Annotated in this window: 17 protein-coding genes; 8 read left to right on the forward strand and 9 right to left on the reverse strand. The window is 65.6% G+C overall.

Annotated features, from left to right (window positions below; genetic code table 11):
- Positions 1–123 precede the first annotated feature (123 nt).
- Positions 124–1878, reverse strand: a complete 1755-nt coding sequence (locus tag R8G01_09090) for a hypothetical protein (GenBank protein ID MDW3214137.1) — start codon at positions 1876–1878, stop codon at positions 124–126.
- Positions 1879–2177: 299 nt separating this feature from the next.
- Between R8G01_09090 and R8G01_09095 the strand changes: the two genes are divergently transcribed.
- Positions 2178–3311, forward strand: a complete 1134-nt coding sequence (locus tag R8G01_09095; protein MDW3214138.1) for a glycosyltransferase family 4 protein — start codon at positions 2178–2180, stop codon at positions 3309–3311.
- Between the two features lie 151 nt (positions 3312–3462).
- Positions 3463–3879: a DapH/DapD/GlmU-related protein gene (locus R8G01_09100; protein ID MDW3214139.1), complete on the forward strand. Its 417-nt coding sequence runs from the start codon at positions 3463–3465 to the stop codon at positions 3877–3879.
- A 31-nt stretch (positions 3880–3910) separates the two neighbouring features.
- Here R8G01_09100 and R8G01_09105 read toward each other — a convergent pair whose 3' ends face one another.
- Both R8G01_09105 and R8G01_09110 read right to left on the reverse strand, forming a co-directional pair.
- Positions 3911–5413: an oligosaccharide flippase family protein gene (locus R8G01_09105; GenBank protein MDW3214140.1), complete on the reverse strand. Its 1503-nt coding sequence runs from the start codon at positions 5411–5413 to the stop codon at positions 3911–3913.
- Between the two features lie 129 nt (positions 5414–5542).
- Positions 5543–6454: a glycosyltransferase family A protein gene (locus tag R8G01_09110; GenBank protein MDW3214141.1), complete on the reverse strand. Its 912-nt coding sequence runs from the start codon at positions 6452–6454 to the stop codon at positions 5543–5545.
- Here R8G01_09110 and R8G01_09115 point away from each other — a divergent pair.
- The 4 genes from R8G01_09115 to R8G01_09130 all read left to right on the forward strand — a co-directional run bounded on the left by R8G01_09115 (position 6453) and on the right by R8G01_09130 (position 10450).
- Entirely contained in the window at positions 6453–7547 is a 1095-nt protein-coding gene (locus tag R8G01_09115; protein MDW3214142.1) for a glycosyltransferase family 2 protein, read from the forward strand. The genes R8G01_09110 and R8G01_09115 overlap by 2 nt on opposite strands.
- Before the next feature lie 99 nt (positions 7548–7646).
- The gene (locus R8G01_09120) at positions 7647–8651 is read left to right on the forward strand and encodes a GNAT family N-acetyltransferase (GenBank protein ID MDW3214143.1); all 1005 of its coding nucleotides are present in this window, start codon (positions 7647–7649) and stop codon (positions 8649–8651) included.
- A gap of 70 nt (positions 8652–8721) precedes the next feature.
- Complete coding sequence (locus R8G01_09125; protein ID MDW3214144.1) at positions 8722–9372, forward strand: GNAT family protein; 651 nt, start codon at positions 8722–8724, stop codon at positions 9370–9372.
- A gap of 76 nt (positions 9373–9448) precedes the next feature.
- Positions 9449–10450: a glycosyltransferase family 2 protein gene (locus R8G01_09130; GenBank protein ID MDW3214145.1), complete on the forward strand. Its 1002-nt coding sequence runs from the start codon at positions 9449–9451 to the stop codon at positions 10448–10450.
- Positions 10451–10453: 3 nt separating this feature from the next.
- On the opposite strand, the gene R8G01_09135 is transcribed toward R8G01_09130, so the two are convergent.
- Positions 10454–11536: a glycosyltransferase family 4 protein gene (locus R8G01_09135; GenBank protein ID MDW3214146.1), complete on the reverse strand. Its 1083-nt coding sequence runs from the start codon at positions 11534–11536 to the stop codon at positions 10454–10456.
- A 157-nt stretch (positions 11537–11693) separates the two neighbouring features.
- On the opposite strand from R8G01_09135, the gene R8G01_09140 reads away from it, so the two are divergent.
- Positions 11694–12593, forward strand: a complete 900-nt coding sequence (locus R8G01_09140; GenBank protein ID MDW3214147.1) for a glycosyltransferase family A protein — start codon at positions 11694–11696, stop codon at positions 12591–12593.
- A gap of 10 nt (positions 12594–12603) precedes the next feature.
- Here R8G01_09140 and R8G01_09145 read toward each other — a convergent pair whose 3' ends face one another.
- The 3 genes from R8G01_09145 to R8G01_09155 form a co-directional block, all read right to left on the reverse strand.
- Positions 12604–13305 carry a PIG-L family deacetylase gene (locus R8G01_09145; GenBank protein ID MDW3214148.1) on the reverse strand — a complete coding sequence of 234 codons (702 nt, stop codon included), beginning with the start codon at positions 13303–13305 and terminating at the stop codon, positions 12604–12606.
- A gap of 49 nt (positions 13306–13354) precedes the next feature.
- Positions 13355–14458: an acyltransferase gene (locus R8G01_09150; protein MDW3214149.1), complete on the reverse strand. Its 1104-nt coding sequence runs from the start codon at positions 14456–14458 to the stop codon at positions 13355–13357.
- 86 nt (positions 14459–14544) lie between these two features.
- Positions 14545–15255: a hypothetical protein gene (locus tag R8G01_09155; protein MDW3214150.1), complete on the reverse strand. Its 711-nt coding sequence runs from the start codon at positions 15253–15255 to the stop codon at positions 14545–14547.
- 170 nt (positions 15256–15425) lie between these two features.
- Here R8G01_09155 and R8G01_09160 point away from each other — a divergent pair, with 170 nt between their 5' ends.
- Entirely contained in the window at positions 15426–16229 is an 804-nt protein-coding gene (locus R8G01_09160) for a phytanoyl-CoA dioxygenase family protein (protein MDW3214151.1), read from the forward strand.
- 53 nt (positions 16230–16282) lie between these two features.
- Here R8G01_09160 and R8G01_09165 read toward each other — a convergent pair whose 3' ends face one another.
- Together R8G01_09165 and R8G01_09170 are read right to left on the reverse strand one after the other, a co-directional pair.
- The gene (locus tag R8G01_09165; GenBank protein ID MDW3214152.1) at positions 16283–17590 is read right to left on the reverse strand and encodes a type III PLP-dependent enzyme; all 1308 of its coding nucleotides are present in this window, start codon (positions 17588–17590) and stop codon (positions 16283–16285) included.
- Positions 17587–19164 carry an acyl-CoA ligase (AMP-forming), exosortase A system-associated gene (locus R8G01_09170; GenBank protein ID MDW3214153.1) on the reverse strand — a complete coding sequence of 526 codons (1578 nt, stop codon included), beginning with the start codon at positions 19162–19164 and terminating at the stop codon, positions 17587–17589. The genes R8G01_09165 and R8G01_09170 overlap by 4 nt, the downstream gene beginning before the upstream one ends.
- Positions 19165–19179 lie beyond the last annotated feature (15 nt).

Below are 19179 nucleotides of genomic sequence, written 5' to 3' on the forward strand. Positions count from 1 at the left end.
GGCGCCCATCGCGTTCGCCCGAACGCATGGAGTGAATTGTTCGGCGTGGGCGCGGCTCTCAGCTCACAAAGTCTTGACACAGAGCAACCAGGCTCATCGAAATGAGACGGCGGGCCGAACGATTCACCCGTTGACGAACGGGGCCGTCTCCCACGTCCGGTCGTTCAGATGGCCCTGGACGACACCGATGTACTCCAAGCCTGCGGGGTCTCGGAACTGCCCGCTGAACCACGACCCGGCGCATCCCCACAGGTCGCCACGGGTGTCGCCCAGCCAGTTGTACTGCTGCTCGAAGCAGCCGCGCCACACCGCGTACGTGTAGTCGACGTTGTACGCGGACGACCGGATCGCGTTGTCGTTCTGGAACGCACCGTTGTCGCCGGAACCCGGCCGATTGCCGTGATACGGCACCCGAACCTGCCCCAGACCGTACGAGTCGCCACCGTCACCGTTCGCCGACATCTTCCACCACGACTCGGTCACGATCTGGGCCCGCACCACATCTTCGTCGATCCCCCACTTGCACGCCGCCCACTGCAGGATCTCATCGGTCGTCCCGACGAAGTCGCCGTCGACCCGATCGAACGGCGACCAGCTCTCCTGGAAATCGAGCCACTCCGTGCCGCCGGCCGGGATCACACCCCGCGTTTGATTCTGCGCGGCGTTCTCCGGCCGCACCTCCGCGGCAGGGCGCACCCTGGCAGCGCACTCGGCGCCGGACGGCAACGCCGAACCCGCGGGCAGCGTCTCGAACCGACCCGACGAGGGCGGGTCGTCGGGCGGCGGGATCGGCGGTGGCGGGTCGTCGGGCGGCGGCTCCTCGGGCGGAACCGGGTCTCCGACCCCGCCGGTGTAACCGACCACGTCCACCACGACGTGCACCCGACTCGCGTCGACGAGCATCGCGCTCAGACAGACCTCGCCCGAGTCGGACAGGGCGACGACGATCTGGTTCGCCCGCACCGCACCGGGCCACAGGTTCAGCACCGACGAGTTTGGTTCGGGCTCGTCGCACGGCCATGCGTTGACGAACCCGAGTGCAGCCGCATCCACCCCGACGATGTTGAGGACCGCGTTCGTGGCCCCCCGCTTGGTCCCGGCTCGACCTGCGACCTGGACTGCGGCCACCTCACCATCACGAAGTGCGCCCCTGGTGCCACCGAAGCCGGTGCGCGTGTCGAGCGCCCGGTTGGGTGAGATCAGTTCGATTTCGCTGTCTGCCCCCATCCAGCCGAACACGTCGATGACCAGATCGGTGTCGACGAGCGACGTCACGCACACGTCGCCATCGGCGAACGCGCTGAACGTGAAGTGCGGGACGATCTCCCCGCGGCGGAAGTTCATCGTCGACGCCGACGAGTCGCCATCACACGGCTCGACGAGCACGAAGCCGTCGGCAGCTGGATCGACGACCGTCACGTTGAACGCAGCCGCGGCTGCGTCGGCGGGTATCGCTCCCCAACCGCCGATTCGGAACCGGCGTTCCTCGCCAGCGGAGAACCGGCGGCCGTCGCGGCTGTCGAATCGTCGAGCGGGCGCGGTCGCCATGAAGTCGCCCGAGGTCGTGACGCTCGTCAGGTCCGCGATCAGGTGCACCGGCGTCGTCGACGAGAAGCACAAGCCGGCGGATCCGTACGCGAGCGCCACGGCGTTCGGGATGGCTCGACCTGGGAACACGTTGAGGATCGACGTGTCGGTCGGGTCCTCGTCGCACGGCCACGCCGACACGAATCCGGGCGCCTCCGCCTGATCGCTGGTCAAGTTCAGCATCACCGCCGTACCGGCCCGCTCGGGGACCTCGTCGATCTGCAATCTGAGCGCTGCACCCGGTCGCACCTTTCCCACCGACGAGCCCAGACCCACCCGGGTGTCGAGCACCCGATGCGGAGGGTCGGCCGCCACAGCGGCTTCGACCTCGCCGGGCTGAGCGCTCCAAGCAGAGGTCGCTATCAAGAGTGCGGCCAGAGCCACAGACGTACGAGATCGCATCTCAGTTCCTTTCGTCGGTGGCGTACCGACGTCCTCGACATCGCCCTGGCGAATCGTAACGCAATCGTCATGTTCTTCGTCGTCACCACACCGAACTCATCGGCTCTGGCCGCGGTCGTCGGCCCCGGGGTGCCGTCGGGTGGGTCGATACTCGTCTGTCCAGCGGTACGCCCGGCTACCGTCGTGACGTGACCCCATCAGACCGCCCGGCGCCGCGTGGTCGTCCGCTCCGTTGTCAGGTCGTGGTCGAGCAGACGCTCGGCCACGTCACGCACAGTCAGAATCTTCGTCGTCTGCTACCCGAGACCGGTCTGGACGTGAACTTCGTCCCGATCGAATTCGATGTCGATGGTTGGAAGCGGCGAGTACCAGGATTCGGCAACTGGACGATACGAGCCGGGATCCGGGCGAAGGCGGCGCTCCGAGCCGAATCCACGGCCGGGCGCGGGCATCCGGATGTGCGGCTCGTCCACACCCAGGTGCCGGCCGTGTTGTTGCGCAGCGAGATGCAGGCCGTACCGACGGTCGTCTCGCTGGATGCCACTCCGCGGCAGTACGACGCTCTCGGCGAGCACTACGACCACGCGGTCGGCCGCCCGACAACCGAACGTCTCAAGACGGAACTGAACCGTCGATGCTTCGAGCGTGCTGCCCACCTCATTACGTGGGCAGCGTGGACAAAGGAGAGCCTCGTCGATGACTACGGCATCGATCCGCACCGGATCACGGTGATCCCACCGGGCGTCGACGTCGAACGCTGGACGGCTCCGGACGCGACCCCCGACGACGGAACCACACGGATCCTGTTCGTCGGCGGCGACCTGGCACGCAAGGGTGGTCACGATCTGCTGGCAGCATTCGCTCAGCTCCGAGCGATCCACGGAGCCAACGTCGAGCTCCATCTCGTGACGCCGCGACCGGTCGCTCCACCCCCGGGCGTCAACGTGCACAGCACCATGACTCCCAACAGCGCCGACCTGATCGAGCTCTACCATCGATGTCAGATCTTCTGTCTTCCGACACGTGGCGACTGTCTGCCGATGGTCCTGCCCGAGGCCGCGGCCGCCGGGCTCGCCCTCGTCTCGTCGAGAGTTGGAGCAATCCCTGAGATCGTGCGTGACAGCCAGACCGGCCTGCTCGTCGACCCCGGAGATGTGGGGCAACTCGTGATGTCGCTCGATCGGCTCGTCAGCGACCGAGAACTGAGGACCCGGATCGCGGCCGCCGCCTCAGCGTTGGTACGCGCCGAACACAGTGCCAGTCGGAACGCTGGTCACATCGCGGGGATACTCAGGGCGGCCGCCGAGACAGGATCGGCGTGATGACGTGATCGATCTCGACCCGAACCTGAAGCGCAATGTGAGCGATGGGATCGCAGCACTTCGTGCCGGCTGGCATCTGCGTTCGGCAACGAGTGTCGGGCGCAGGACTCGTTTGCGGGGTCGGCCCGTCGTCGTGACCAGAGGTGAACTGGTGATCGGCGAACGAGTACAGCTCGTGTCCACCGTTGCTCGGCTCGAACTCGTCGCTGAGCGTGGTGGCCGTCTCGAGATCGGGGCACGAAGCCTCGTGAACTTCGGCTGCTCGATCGTAGCGCTCGAACGCGTCACCATCGGCGAACGGTGCCTGATCGGGCCGCACTGCATGATCATGGACACCGCGTTCCATCACATCGAGCCGGACCGTCGACTGGCCCCTCCCATCGCGGCTCCGATCACGATCGGCGACAATGTCTGGCTCGGTGCACGCGTCGTCGTGTTCCCGGGTGTGACGATCGGGGAGAACTCGGTCATCGGCATCGGGAGCATCGTGACGAACGACATCCCCGCGAACTCCGTTGCCGTCGGGTCACCGGCCCGGGTCGTCCGCACGTTCTCGGCACCTGCCTGATCGGGACACACGATCGCCCACCGCCTCACGGTCAGAATCGTGATCGCACACGTCCGATCCCGGCAGACACCATCGATCGTTCGGTGTCGTCGAGCACCCGCAGCAGGAAAATCGCAGCCACGTAGACCGCGGCACAGACAGCAACTTGGGCGATCATCAGCGTGTCCTCGAGCGCCCATCCGGTAGCGAACATCGCACCACCTGCGGCACCGACTTTGACGACACGCGTGCCAACTCGACGATTGAGGAGATGGGGGGCGATGAGGAGCAACCCGATCACGAACTGCACCGTCTCGGTCACGAGATACGCGACCGACCCGCCGATCGCTCCGTTCCCGTACCGGTCTCGGAACAGCGGCACCAACAACAGGTCCAGCGGGATCGTCGTCGCCGCCGCGCCAACCAACACCATCGCCCACAAGGAACCGCGTTGTGTCGCCAGCGCAACCGTGCCGAACAGGATCGTGCCGAAGGTCAGGATGATGACCGGCCCGAGGACCGCCAACACGTCGCTCGCTCGGCGGTAATCATCGCCGTTCAGCAGCGGCATCACGGTCGACGCCGTCAGCGTGGTGCCGAGACCGATCGGAACGGATGCGATCAGCAGTCGGGAGAAGGCGTTCTCGACCAGCTCGTCGAGCATCTGCGGGTCCTCGGCGAAGCGACGCCCGAGAGTGGGGAACAGCACCCCCATCGTGACCGTGGCGGGAAACAGCAGCGAACCGAACAAGATGTCCGATGCGCTGTACCACCCGAGCTCCGTGTCCGACGCAGCGAAAGAGATGACGATCACGTCGACCTGCTGATACAGCACCAACGCACCGAACACCGACACGAACGGCAGTCCGGCCCGAACGATCTGACGGGCTGTCCACGGCCAATCTCTCAGATGGACCGAGGAGATCTGCCGAAAGCGGAGCGCCAGCTGGCAGAGCCCCCACAGACTGGCCACGCCGGACACGGCCACCACCGCGTAGATCCCGAGGTCCAACACGACGACAGCGATCACACCGAGGGTCCCGATGACCCGCACCGACGCTGCGGTGAGCGCGGTGGCTGCCATTCGTTCGAGCCCGACGAACACCGACCCGAGTGCATCCGACCAGGTCCCCAGCAGCGCTCCCACCGACACGATGGCGGCGAGTCCGACAACCGTTTGATCGGCACCGGTCAGCCACAGGTAGAGGGCGATCACCCCTCCGACGAGCACGAACGCGACCGTTCTCACGACGAGTATCGGTCCCACGAGCCGCAGCCCGGTTGCCCGATTCGTCGCAAGTTCGAGCTGGAGTACGGATGACAGTCCCAGACCGATTGCGATACCACCGATGGTCCACACCGCGGTCGCGACCGAGACCTGACCTCGGCCGGCAGCGCCGATGTAGCGGGAGATGATGAATGACGTCACCGTGGCCAGCGTCCAGGTGAACACCTGTGACGACATCATGTGTGCGACGTTTCGGCCGAATGATGCCCGCTCCAGCGAGTCCCCGTGCTCCGCAGCGGGTGGCGCGTCGTCAGTCACCTCGTGCACCGAGCAGCCGATCTCGTAGCAGAGATCGCGACGATTCGCTGCTGATGGTCATGCGCACTGTGCATCGCTCGCCAAGGTATCCCTCGCGAGGATGCGTCGAGCGACAACCCGAGCGGGATGCCGTGTAGCTCACCCGTCGCTTACGCTCGCAATGACCCGCGTCATGCGCACGCCGATCCAGATTCCACGACATGTCGAGGTGATTCGGCCGAGGATCGGAGGGACACGAAATGCTCGCAGCGCCGATACGGCCGGTGGGATCGACGACCCACAGATCGCCCGGGCGAGTGGCAGGAGCACGCTGGGGTGGCCGAGGCGGAGCAACTGGCCATGCGCCGCCCCGGTGCCGAGCATGTAGCCCCGTACCAGCGACTTCGTCTCCTCGAACGTTCGGAAGCCGTGATGTACGACGACCGGTGTCGTGCTGTGTCGCACGTGGTGACCCGCAATCAGCAATCGCAGGACCACGTCGATCTCTTCGGCGCTCTTGAGCGGTGCGCCGGCGCCGAGCATCGGGTCGAAGCCGCCGACCTGTAACACCGCTGACCGCCGAAACCCGACGCAGGCGCCGATCCCATGGCAGGGGTCGTAGCGACGCACCCGGCAAAACGTTCGGTCCTGTGGTATCGGGCCATCCGGCACGTAGCCCTGCGTCTGGTCATAATCAGCGGCTTCGACGACGCCGAACACGGCGGCGATTCGATCGTCGCTGCGCAGTTGTGTGGTCATGTCGGCGACCCAGGTGGTCGACACGACGCAGTCATCGTCGGTCATCAGGATCAGATCGCTGTCGGACGCGGCGAGACCGATGTTCCGGGCACGGCTCAGACCGACGGTCGATGTCGGCACCACGCGGAGTCGTTCGTCGTCGAGCGTTGCCAGGTAGTCGGCGCTCTGACCGTCACTGCTCTGGTCGACCACGATCAGCCTGAAGTCACCGTCGTTGGCGAGGATCGATTCGATCGTCGTCGGCAGGCTGCCTGGCCGGTCGCGGGTGCACACGACGACTGTCGCCGGATGCGCACCAGCGCTCAGGGTCATGGGTGGTCTCCCGCGAACACGGCGCCAAGGTAACAGCGGGCAGTACGGTTTCACGGTGGCCCTACCCACGATCAGCGTTGTCATTCCCTGTTACAACTACGCCCGGTTCCTGACGGCCGCAGTGGTATCCGTCGTTCATCAGCCCGGCGTCGAAGTCGAGGTAATCATCGTGGACGACTGCTCCACCGACGAGACGCCGGAGGTCGCCGCGGCCCTGGCTGCGGACTTTCCGTCGGTGCGAGTCGCCTCTCATTCGAGCAATCAGGGACTGATTCGAACGATCAATGACGGGATCACAGAGGCACAAGGAGATCTGCTCCTGGTGCTCTCGGCGGACGACTGTGTCGCCCCAGGAACGTTGTCTCGAGCGGCGCAGGCGTTCGAGTCGTACCCGCAGGTCGGCATGGTCTTCGGCCAGCGCGAAGAGTTCACCGATCCGTCGACCCTGCCGAACGAGGACCGGTACCTTGCACTGGCCGGGCCAGGACCAGCAGGCGATATCCACGTTCACCGCGGCGTCGACTGGGTGACGGAACGCTGCCGGCAAGGCATCAATCTGATCGCCTCACCCGAAGTACTCGTCCGGATGTCGGTACAACGGGCGATCGGTGGTTACGACCCCGAGTGTCGGCACACGAGCGACCTGAACATGTGGTTACGAGCGGCGATGGCATCGGACGTGGCATACGTGGCCGGCCCTCCGTTCGCCTATTACCGCAAGCACGATCAGAACATGTCGGTCGTCGAGTTCGGCGATGCGTCCGTCAACCTGTCGGAGCGGTGGAAGGCCTTCGACCGAGCGATCGAAGGGAGCCAGGCGGCCGATGCGACCCGGGAGCGCTGGAGGCGCCTCTCTCGGCGGTCCCTGATGACGGAAGCGCGCCATGAGATCCGCCGGGCACAGGAACGCGATGCCGACGCGTCGGTGGTTGTCGGGCTGCGGTCCGCCGCTCGCGAGATCGGCGGAGCCGCGAGCAGAATCGGGGCGAGAACGACGGAAGCCGGACGAGCGCGCGCCGACCATCTCGGTCGGATCCGTCACCGATTGCGGTGGCGGCGATGGCTGGCGCGCTGGAAGTCCGTCGGGTTGTGACCTCGTACCGATCGGGACGGCCAGGCACAGCGACGCGCCCGTACTCAGGCCGTCTGGCTCGTGGTCGATCGGGTAGGTTCGACCGGAAGTGAGGGAAACGTGGACCACAAGCACTGGTACGAGGTGGCGCGGGCCGACCCGGCGGCGACGTTCTTCCAGACGCCCCTGTGGTCCGAGATCTCCTGCGATGTACTCGGAGCGACATCCGATTTCACCCGGTCCTTCGAGCTCGAATCTGGAGTGCGGGTGGTCGTCCCCCTCGTCGGGGTCGGACGACCGGGACCGATGCGGCATGTCATCTCGACAGCGACGGGCTGCTACGGGGGCTTGATCGCCGACGGGCCGGTCTCACCGGACGAGGCGACCCAGGTGTACCTGCGAGTAATGAGCCGATCGACGTTGTCGTTCCAGTTCCTGGAGTCGCCATTGCGTCAATACCGACTCGGGCCCGAGTTCACCGCTCACGCGACGGCACGGCCGGAGAGCGCCTGGCTGATCGATCTGGAGGACGGGTTCGACGCCGCCTACCAACGGATGCCGCGCCGGATCCGTGAGTACCACCGCAGCGGGATTCGCAAGGGTGTTTCGGTCTCCGAGAGCGACAGTCTGGCCGACTACCGGTCGGCCTTCGATGCGTATCAAGACGCGATCCTCCGTTGGGGTGAAAGTTTGGATTACGGGTACGGGTGGGAGGTCTTCGAGCGGATCCATGCCGCCGCCCGACTGCACCCCGATCTGATCAAGATGTGGATCGCTCGAGTCGACGGTGAGGTGGCCGGCGGTCGGCTGGTGTTCTACTGGAACCGTCACGCGGTGCTGTGGCACGGCACAGCCCGTCGGGAGTTCCTGAAATACCGGGTCATCCCGATTGCCGACATCGAGGTGATGCGAGACGCCGCTGCACGCGGCTACTCGGTGTACGACCTCAACACCAGCGGCGATCAGCCTCAGGTCGTCGAGTACAAGCGACGCATGGGTGCGAGCGACACCCCACTCCAGATCTGGCGCCGTGAATCACCGGTGGTGCGTCTCGGTCGCGGTGGCAAGCGAGCGGGACGCGTCGTCGCCCGGAGCCTACGTTCGGTCGCTCGGAAGGCTCACTGAGCAGCGCGGGAGACCTGATCGACGAGACCGGTGCGGTCTGGGTGGTACTTGGCTCGCATAGGCTGGGAGTGTGCGGCAAGTGATTTCGCGGAACGGTACCTGGCTCGTCAGGTGTTACCCGAGGTACCACTCGATCGAGGGCGGCGGCGTCGAGCTGTTCACACCTCAGGTCCGTCAGACCCGGACGGTGCAGCGATGTATCACCGACCCCGGCGCCCAGCGTTATCTCGGTTGGCAGCCGGAGTGGATCGCCGACCTGATGGGTCCTGACCCCCGGCGGGTGCGATACGACCCGCGCCCGCAGCCGTGGCTCGGCGAGTTCCTCATGTTCGGTGTGCGCCGCATGGGATCAAGCGAGATCGTCGGTCATGCGTGGATGACGTTCGACGAAGACGGTGTGGCCGAGGGCAGTCTGGGACTGCGACCTGATCAGCGTCGGGCAGGATTGGCGATGTCGATTGGTGTGGCCGGGGCCGCCTTCCTTCATCGGCACCTCGGCTACGAAGTGGCCCAGTTCCACACAGAAGTGACGAACGTCGGCGTCCACAAAGTGTCGGAGCGTGCGGGCAGAGAACCGGATGATTCGACGTCGGTGCGTCATCTCCCCGACGGTCGTACGGTCGAATCGAACCTGTACCGCAGCGTCGAACCGGATGTGACCTGCGTGTGTCGGCGGTGGCAACCTCGTCACACGTCTGGCGACGCCGCCGGGTCACAGTGATCGATGTTCCCGAGCGGTCGTCGGCGGACGGCGGAGCCAGCAAAATAACGTCGGCCATCCCGCCCCGAGACACCTGATGAGCAGCATCGAGCCGGCGATCAGCGTCGTCGTTCCGACCTTCAATCGGTGTGAGCGGCTCCACCGAGTGCTGACGTCATTGGCGAATCAGGAGGTCGCAGCCGACTACGAGGTGATCGTGGTGTCCGACGGATCGACGGATGGCACCGACGAATACCTCCGCAGTGAGCAGCTGCCACTACCCGTCGTTGCGGTGACGCAGGAGAACCAGGGGCCGGCAGCGACACGAAACCACGGCGTCCAACGTGCCCGAGGGCGCCTCATCCTCTTTCTCGACGACGACGTGGTGGCCGACCCCGGCCTGCTACAGGCCCACCTGGATGCCCACGCGCGCTTTGACGGTGGTGTGGTCGTCATCGGGCCGATGCTCGACCCTCCCGACCACGCAATGACCTCATGGGTGGTCTGGGAACAGCGGATGTTGGCGAAGCAGTACCAGGCGATGGAGAAGGGCAAGTACGCGGCGACGGCACGGCAGTTCTACACCGGGAACGCATCGCTGCTGCGGGCTGACTTCGATGCAGCGGGCGGTTTCGACAGCCGATTCCGGCGGGCCGAGGACGTCGAGCTCGCGTTTCGGCTCGACGACAACGGACTGGCATTCCGGTACGAGCCGCGCGCCGTCGGTCTGCACTATGCCGAACGTTCCCACGAGGCGTGGATCGACACCGCTCGCGTGTACGGACACAACGATGTCGTCTTCGCCCGCGATCTCGGGCACCGATTCATCTACGGGGTGATCAGGGAGAGCTACAGCGCCCACCACTTCACCTTGCGTGTGCTCACTCAGCTGGCCTTGGCGAGTGGACCGATCGATTGCTTCGTGACCCGCCGACTGGCGGCGCTCGTGGAGGCATACCCAGAAGGCCGCCGCCGGAAGATCATGGGTTATGTGTTGAGTGCGCAGTATTGCCTGGAGTACCACCGGGGCGTCACCGAGGAACTGGGCTCGGTTCGGGACTTTCGTCGCCTCGTGATCTTCCGCAGATCCCCGTCCTGAACCTCAGCCCGTCCGGGCGGTCACACTCTCGCGAACGATCGCGATCAGTTCGTCGGCGTTCCGACGTGCATCGTAGCGCTCGGTGGCCCGCTGCCGCGCGGCGACGCTCATCCGGCGTTGGAGCGATTCGTCGTCGACCAAGCGTGTGAGCGCTGCTGCGAGGGCGTCGACGTCGCCCACCGGGATCGTGAATCCGGTCTCGTCGTCGCTCACGATGTCTTCCAGGCCGCCGATTCGGGAAGCCACCACGGGGAGGCCGGTGCTGGCTGCCTCCAGAGCCGCTATGCCGAATGTCTCGGCACGACTCGGCAAGGCGAACACGCAGGCACTCCGGAACAACTCGATCAGTCGTACATCGTTGGGGCCGAGGTCGTCCACCACGTGGACCCCGTCCATCGACGGCACCGCCGACTTGGTGACCACCCACAGATCACAGCGGTCGGCGATGGTGCGGTAGGCCTCCAGCAACAGATCACCGCCCTTGCGTTCGAACTCGCCGCCGACGAACAGGATTCTCGGTCGACCGTGCGGCCGGCGATCCGGAGACGGACTCCATGTCTCCGTGTCGACCCCAGGCGGGACGATCGAGACGAGGTCGGGGTCGACGCCATAGTCGTCGATGATCGAACTGGCAGCCCACGAACTCCAGCCGACACATCGTGCAGCTCCGGCGAAGACCTGGGTGTTGACCCGGTGCTTCCACCAGCGCATCGGACCGGGCCGGTCGGGCTCGTGGCCGTAGCCGACGGCCATCTGGTCGTACTGCACCGGCGTCACGTCCGTGATCACGATGTAGGGGCGCGACCTCGCCTCTCGCCCCCCGAGCGCGGCCGGGACTTGGGTGTTGAACACGTTGATGTCTGCATCGGCCGAACGCAGTCCGCTGCGGATCTCGCGTCGAGCATCGACCGACGGTTGGAATCGACCGAACGGCCGGCTTCCGGCGCGGTCCGCCCCGTAAGTCACCGGGATCCAGGTCGCATCGAGGCCGGTTCGGCCGTCAACGGCCTGCCGGAGATTCTCGGCGTAGGTGCGGTGGCCGACGTGTTGCTCGAGCGCGAAGGCAACGCTGAGAACGTCACGCATCGGGGGCTCGGCCCCTCGTACCGTCGTCTGAGCCCACCGCCGTCCGCATGCTGCCACGTTAACGGTCGAGATCGACTCACCGACGCCAGACCCGTGCCGGTCGCCGCGTCGTCCTGCTACCGTTCCGACTATCGAAGCACAGCCGGAGATCGACCTCTTGGTCTGTACGAAGGATCGTCCCACCGACTTGGCGATGATGATCCCCACCGTCGCCGCCCAGCAGGGTCCGAGATTTCGGTGCATCGTGGTCGATCAGAGTGGCGATCGAACCGCCAACCGAGTGCTGTTCGCGACGCTGGACGACGACCGGTTCGTCGTGATCGACGACGACCGCGTCGGCAAGAGCCGAGCGCTCAACACCGGCCTCCGGGCCACGACCGCTCCGATCGTGGCCTTCACCGACGACGACTGTGAACTTCCCGCGGGTTGGCTCGCCAGGGCGGTCGCGGCGCTCGACGGTGACGTCGGCTTGGCGTTCGGGAACGTCGAGGCGGCAGGTCACGACCCGAGCGAGTACTTCATCCCGACGCTCGAGTTCGACACGGACGAAACCATTGAACCTGGCCAGATCCTGGTTCCTACCCTGCTCGGCATGGGTGCGAGCATGGTGGTCGAGCGATCGGTGGTCGAGCGAATCGGCGGGTTCGACGAGATGCTCGGACCGGGCGGGGTGTTTTATACGGGCGAGGATTGCGAGTTCGCGTATCGAGCACTCCGATCAGGGGTCGCGGTCCGACGTGTTCCCTCGTGGAAGCTGATCCACCATGGCAGGCGCACGCTCGACGACGACGTCGCTCGACGGCTGGTCGTCAACAGCTTCTTCGCCATCGGTGTCGGGTACGGGAAGCATGTTCGCCACGGTGATTGGCGTGCGGCCGCGATCAGCGTGGTGATGATTGCCCGCAACGTGGCGGAGATGACAACTCGGCTGATCCGTGGTCGCAGGCCGCTCCACATCCGGCGGTTCCTCGCCTTCGTCCGCGGCGTGGGGACCGGGCTACGCGCGGGCCTCGAGGTGCCCGAGATCGCGGCGCATCAGCGCGAATCGGAGACGTGAGAAGCGCCGTTCACGCCCAGACTCGTTCGACCGGCTCGTGCCCACCCAGCGCAAGCGCGTGCGACCTCACCGAGTCCAGCCATGCGTCGGACACCTGGCTGGCGAAGGTCTGGGAGAGTTCCAGTTTGGCATCGAGGTCGATCACCTCATCGACAGGTGCCAACTGCGACAGGACGTCGTCGGGAACGGTGTGCTCAGGCGTGCCCGCTGCTGCGTACGGCAGGTCTTCGTAGAACGCCACAGGTAGCCCCGCCCGGCGGTGCTCGAGTCCGATGTCTCGCAGTATGACGTGGTCCGGATGCGGGTTCTCGCCGCACGCGATCGGGAAATAGATGTTCGTGGCCGCCTTCATGTGGTGCGAGAGCCGTCGCCTGATCGCCGGGAGCATTCGGTGCCCCATGTACACGGGTTTGCCCGTCATGAGGAACTTGCGTATCTGATCGCGGCGGCCGCCTCGATCGGCGCAATCCCAGAAGTCGAGGAACCTCGCTTCGAAGCCCAGCAGTTCGCTGGCCGTCATCGCCTCTCGCCGACGGATCTTGGGCACATGACGTGACCCGGCCTCGGCCGCGGGTGCATCGGGGTTCGTCCACGTCGACAGCGGAAAGACGTAGACGACTCGGGCGTCGAGGTTCCGCGCCTGCCACGCCAACAGCCGACCGCCCATCGACAGGACGCAGTCGTCGATGTGTGGTGCGACGACGACATGCATGGCAGCGCACCGTATCAGGAGCGAAGATCGTGGCGTCTGGACGGCGGGGTCAGTTGGTGGGTCGAGTCGTAACCGGTTCACCGTCGGCCCGATGAGCCGCGGGAACATAGGGATGGTGCACCTTGCGGCGGTTGATCGGCGCCTCGAAGAGTCGCCACGAGGCGGTCGATGCGAGGACCGTCACCATGGTCACCGCGACGAAGAGGACCACCCCGTACTCGGGCACCGAGACCCCCACCTTGTCGCCCGCCGTTCGAGCCGACTGTTCGATGAACGGATGGAGGAGATACATCCCGTAGCTGACGACCCCGATGTGTGTCATCGGGGTCGATTCCAGGAACCTCCCGATCGGACCTGGGACACCTCGACACGCGGCGTGGACTACGACGATGCAGATCAAGGGGATGGACATCCTGGTGACGCCGGCGATGGTGTCGGCATCGTTGAAGGCTGCGATCCGATTGACGGCGAGCAACGCGACGCCGGCGATGCCGCACCAGCGGACGAACAGCGACGCGCCGTGCTCCGAGCGCCACGCCCAGGCCAACGCCGCCCCGAGGCCGAGAGCATCGAACGTCGACGGGGTGATGATGTCGATACCGGGCCGCCACATGTCCGTCGCCGTGACGAGCACGCCACGTGTGACCGGGCCCACGGCGACCATCGCGCCGATCACCCAGGGGAGTGCCCTGCGGGGCACGAGCAGGATCACGAGCGGCCAGAACAGGTAGAACTGTTCCTCGACCGCGAGCGACCAGGCGTGGGTGGCGACGTTCCACTGCTCGTCGAAAGCGATGTACCAGTTCGACGTGTAGGTGAGGTACCACCAGAAGCCGGCCCGCACCCCGTCGAAGTTCAAGAGCGCAGCGACGAAGATCGTTGCGTAGTAGATCGGGAAGATCCTGAGGAATCTCCGGATGTAGAACGCTCGCAACACGGTGCCGGTCGACGTGTCCGTCGATGCGGCCGACCCTCGGGCGTCGAGCAGGATGCCGGTGATCAGGAACCCGCTGATCGCGAAGAACAAGGTGACGCCTTCCTCGCCCCACACGACCCAAGGCCGGTGGTAGACGTCGACGGTGTGCGTGGCGATGACGGCCAACACAGCGATTGCCCGCAACCCGTTGAGTTGGCCGAAGTATCGCTGGTCCAAGTAGCCTCCCGCTGCTGTGTCGGCCACCCTATCGAAGCCGGACGGACGTACCGGGCGAGGTGGTTCGGTGGCCGGTGGTCGCGCGGTCACCGCCCGAGGCGGCGACGTATCCGGTGCAGAAGACCTGAAGACATCGACGGGAGCGGATTCAGCGGGTCGTCGAGGTGCCGTTCGTCACCGAGGTGGTAGTACACACCGGGAACGAGGAACCATCGCTTGAGACCGTGCTCGAGGTACGCGGCGTTCACCGCGCCTTCGGTCGACAGGTGCTCGTACGGCCCGATGTCTCGCCAATTGCTCACGCGCAGCAGGTGAGGGCTGAACGAGTACCCGCTCCAGGGGTCGCTCTCCTCGTACTGCACGAAGGCGGCACCTCCGTGGTGGACGGGAGGCTGGAACACCCGCGCTCGATCCAGGTGGGTCTGGATCGAACCTGTCTGGCGTGCCCAGATGCCACTCGCGTCCGGAGTTGCCTCCAGCGCTGCGTGCAGGTGTGGGATGAACTCGACGGGATCGAAGGCCCAGTCGTCCTCGCAGTGGAAGACGTACGGGGTCTCGACCAGCGAGTAGAGCTTGTCGATCGAGCGGTGCTGACCGATCGGGGATTCGGAGGTGAGCAGGACGACGTCGTCGATCTCCTGACGCACGACCTCGTCGGTCGCGGCGTCGCCTCGGTCGTTCGTCACGAGTACCTGGTCGAAGAACTTGCCGTTGTACGGCAGGAGCGATCGGAGCGTCTCGCGCAGCAGATCGGGGCGCCCACCGGAGGTGATGCACAGGGAGACACCGAGGCTCATACCGACCCCAGTTCTGCATGGCGTCGGTCACCGGCGCGGAGCACGCGAGTCCTCAACGGACGGCATTCGCACTCGCTGACCATGTTGCCGACACTACAGCGAGGCGTGCTGGTCGGGTGACTCGTCCCACGCCGAATGCCCTCTGACCTGGTCTGCTACGGTCCCGCACGATGGTCGAGTCATTGCAGACGTGCGCGCTCCTCGAGAACGTTCTGGCGGACGATGACCTCGTCGCCTTGAAGCAGGCGTGTCAGCGAGCGATGCGACGTGACGATCCGATCCCCAGCTACGTGATGCTCGATGATCTCGCCTCCCCCGTCTACCAAAAGGTGCATCGGTGCATCGACGAAACGCTCGGGGAACAGGTCTTCTACCTGAACGACTTCTACCTGTACTCGGACGAGTCGTTCGGCGCTCCCTGGCACATGGACACCGAGTTGTTCACGTTCGCCCGTTGTGTGAACGCTTGGATCCTGCTCTCGCCAGGCGAGATCGAGAGCCCGTTGTCGTTCATCGACGACATGAACGCTGGCGCCGATGTCGACTTCCATTCGGTCTCGGCGAACGACGAGGATTTCGTGTTCACCAACTATCGGACGCGAAAGCGTCTGACCCGGTCTCGAGACGAGGTCGACGAGCAGCGCGTCGATGCCCCCACGGTCAAGGCAGGTGACATCTTGCTGATCGATCCGAAGCGGTTCCATCGCACGAAGACCACCGTGCCGAAGCATGCGCTCGTCTTCAAGTTCCTCCTGAAGGGCGAGAACGGGTTCATGTCGGACTACCAGGTGCCGCCCATGTTCTGGGCCGAGATAGCGATCTTCAAAGACCTGGTGGAGAACAGCGCCGAGTGGTCGGACGTCTTGGATGGCATCCGCGGGCAGCTCCGGACCGAACACGGTCGGACGGCGCTCAGCGCAGGGTTCTTTCCGGACAGGATCGAGTTGTACCGGAAGATGGCTGCAACGCTCTGACGCCGGCGACCCTCAGTGGTGATCGTTCCGAGTCGATCGATTGCTCGTTCGGTTCACGGGGCGATCACGCCGGCCAAACCGTCGTGACCGGTACCTGCCGAACGGATCAGGCGGGCCGTACCACCTTCGACCCAGACTTCGGCCGGCCCCGGGTGGCTGAGGAACCCCATCGGGCTCGCACTGCGACCGTAGGCACCCGATTGGAGTACCGCGATCACGTCGCCGGGTTGCACCTCCGGAATGGTGAGATCGCGGGCGAGTGTGTCGAGCGGGGTGCACAGCGGCCCGACGAGTTGGGCCGGCGGTGCGTCCGCTGCGAGGAGGTGATCGGCAGCGACGATCGGGTAGTTCCGCTTGATCACCTGCCCGAGATTGCCGGACGCGGCCAGATGATGGTGCATGCCGCCGTCGATGATCACGAATGTGGAGCCGCGCGACTGCTTCACGTCGCGGACCGTCGCCAGGTAGACACCTGCTTCCCCGGCGAGGAAGCGGCCGGGCTCGACGAGGAACTGGGTCTCGGCGAGCGCCGCCGGCCGGTCGGCCATCAACGCCGTCACACCGACCCGTAGCGCCTCGAGATCCAGCTGCCGGTCACGGTCGAAGTACGGGATGCCGAGGCCACCGCCGAAGTCGACGGTGCTGAGCGGCCGGCCGATCAGATCACCGACCCGTACCGCGACCTCGATCGCTTTGCGGTATTGGGCGATGAGGACGTCCGCCGAGAGTATCTGGGTGCCGGCGAACAGGTGGACGCCGACGAGTTCGATGCCCGGCAATTTTTCGAGTGCGGCGACGACGTGGTCGAGTTCTTCTTCGTCCACGCCGAACGGTGCGGGCTGCCCACCCATCCGCATCGCTCCGCCCTGGGCTTCGCTGTCGGGATTGACGCGGACTGCAACTCTGGTCGTCACGCCGCGCTCGGTGGCGAGCGCTGAGAGCCGTTCCGCTTCGAGGAGGGATTCGACATGGATCTCGGCGATCCCATGGTCGATCGCAGCGGCGAGTTCCTCGGGGGCCTTGCCCGGTCCGGCGAACAACGTCTTCGCCGGATCCCCGCCCGCGGCGATCACGGTGTTCAGCTCGCCGGCCGAGGCGATCTCCAAGCGGGCACCGAAGGAGACGAGGCGCTCGACGACAGCGGGGTGTGGGTTCGCCTTGATCGAATAGCAGATGTCGATCTCGTTCGGCAGTGCGTTGCGCAACGCCAGCCAACTGCGCTCCAGACCCGCTGCGGAGTAGGCATAGATGGGGCTCCCGAATTCACGGACCAGATCCGAGGCGCTGACACCGTCGAGTACGAGTTGGTCCGACGAGCCGGGGAAGCATCGTGCGACGAGGGCTGCGGTTCGTTCGTTCATGACGTCTCCTCGGCTCTGGCCTTGAGCTCCGGATAGTTGACCTTGCCGGTGGAGGTCTGCGGCAGGCTCGAGACGACTCGAACACTACGGGGCACCATGTGCGGCGGGCGATGAGCGGCCACGTGCGCGATGATCTCGGCTTCGACCACGTCGGCTGACGGAGCGGCGACGACGAACAGCACGATCGTCTGCCCGAGCGCATCGTCGGAGGCACCGACGGCCGCGGCAGCCGAGACGGCGTCGTGGGACAGGGCGACCGACTCGACCTCGGTCGGGCTGACCCGGTAACCCGACGTCTTGATCATCGCGTCGCCTCGTCCGACGAAGTAGAGAAAGCCTTCGTCGTCGGTTCGCACCAGATCGCCCGAGAAGCACACGAGCTCCTGGGCCGTCGGCGAGTTCTCGCCGTCGTCGAGCGTGCGGAGCCGTTGTGCCGTGAGATCGGGACGACCCCAGTAGCCCAGCGAGACCGTCGGGCCGCGATGGACCAACTCGCCGACCTCCCCGGGGTCACAACGTGTACCGTCGGGGCGGAGCACGAGGATCTCGGTGTTCGGGATCGCCTTGCCCATCGAATCGGGGCGTCGGTCGAGTTCCGCCGGGTCCAGGTAGGTCGAGCGGAATGCCTCGGTCAGTCCGTACATCAGGAAGATCTGGGTGTGAGGCAGGGCTTGTCGGAGCTGTTCGAGGATCGACGCCGGCATGTGTCCACCCGTGTTGGTGATGTACCGCAAGCTCGACATGTCGCTCTGGACGAGTCCTGATCGCGGATGCACGAGGAGGTGCCACAGCGTGGGGACGCCGGCGAGCGCAGTGACCCGCTCGCTTTCGATCGCGTTGACGATCTCGCGCCCGAACGTGAACGACATCGGGAGAATGGTCGCACCTTGATCGAACGCGGTGATCAATTGGTTCAATCCGGCATCGAAGCTGAAGGGGAGCACGCCGAGGATCCGGTCGTCGGACCGAATGCCGAGATAGTCGGACACGATCGCCGATCCGGCGAGGACCTGTTCGTGGCTGATCATGACGCCCTTTGGCCTGCCCGTCGACCCGGAGGTGTACATCAGCCCGGCAAGGTCGCGGCCGATCGCGACGTCTGTGAGTGAGCTCGCGGTGTGCGCCGCGACCTCGTCGAGGTCGACGGCCGGTAGCGCTGCGCTGAAGGCCGCGGCCGAACCATCACACATGACGATGGAGGACAGTGGCGTCAGGTCGACGTCTGCTTCGATGAGGGAGGTGAGCCGCTCGCGCACGGTGATGAGGACCGACATGCCGCAGTCGGCGATGATGTGGCCGACCTGATCCGGGAAGAGCCCGACATGGATCGGGACGAATACTCCGCCCGCTTCACTCGCAGCAAAGATCGAGATCGCCTGGTCGATCCCTGCTTCCAGCAGCACACCGACGCGACCGCCGCGTCGGAGGCCTGCGGAGCGCAGGCCACTCGCCAACGCGGTACAGGCGGTGGCCGCTTCGCCGTACGTTCGGCGCTCCGACCCCGCAACGATGGCTTCCTGAGAGTGATCGCGTGCAGCGCTGGCCTGCAGCAGATGATGCAGCAGGTAGTTCATGCGGCGGGGCACGTC

Source organism: Ilumatobacteraceae bacterium (genome assembly GCA_033344875.1).
In the GTDB taxonomy this organism is placed as follows: Bacteria; Actinomycetota; Acidimicrobiia; order Acidimicrobiales; family Ilumatobacteraceae; genus Ilumatobacter.

Coding starts and splice junctions, on each gene's coding strand:
- R8G01_09130 (MDW3214145.1), top strand. CDS start 9,449: ATGAGCAGCATCGAGCCGGCGATCAGCGTCGTCGTTCCGACCTTCAAT.
- R8G01_09110 (MDW3214141.1), bottom strand. CDS start 6,454: ATGACCCTGAGCGCTGGTGCGCATCCGGCGACAGTCGTCGTGTGCACC.
- R8G01_09145 (MDW3214148.1), bottom strand. CDS start 13,305: ATGCATGTCGTCGTCGCACCACACATCGACGACTGCGTCCTGTCGATG.
- R8G01_09115 (MDW3214142.1), top strand. CDS start 6,453: ATGGGTGGTCTCCCGCGAACACGGCGCCAAGGTAACAGCGGGCAGTAC.
- R8G01_09160 (MDW3214151.1), top strand. CDS start 15,426: ATGGTCGAGTCATTGCAGACGTGCGCGCTCCTCGAGAACGTTCTGGCG.
- R8G01_09170 (MDW3214153.1), bottom strand. CDS start 19,164: ATGAACTACCTGCTGCATCATCTGCTGCAGGCCAGCGCTGCACGCGAT.
- R8G01_09155 (MDW3214150.1), bottom strand. CDS start 15,255: ATGAGCCTCGGTGTCTCCCTGTGCATCACCTCCGGTGGGCGCCCCGAT.
- R8G01_09165 (MDW3214152.1), bottom strand. CDS start 17,590: ATGAACGAACGAACCGCAGCCCTCGTCGCACGATGCTTCCCCGGCTCG.
- R8G01_09135 (MDW3214146.1), bottom strand. CDS start 11,536: ATGCGTGACGTTCTCAGCGTTGCCTTCGCGCTCGAGCAACACGTCGGC.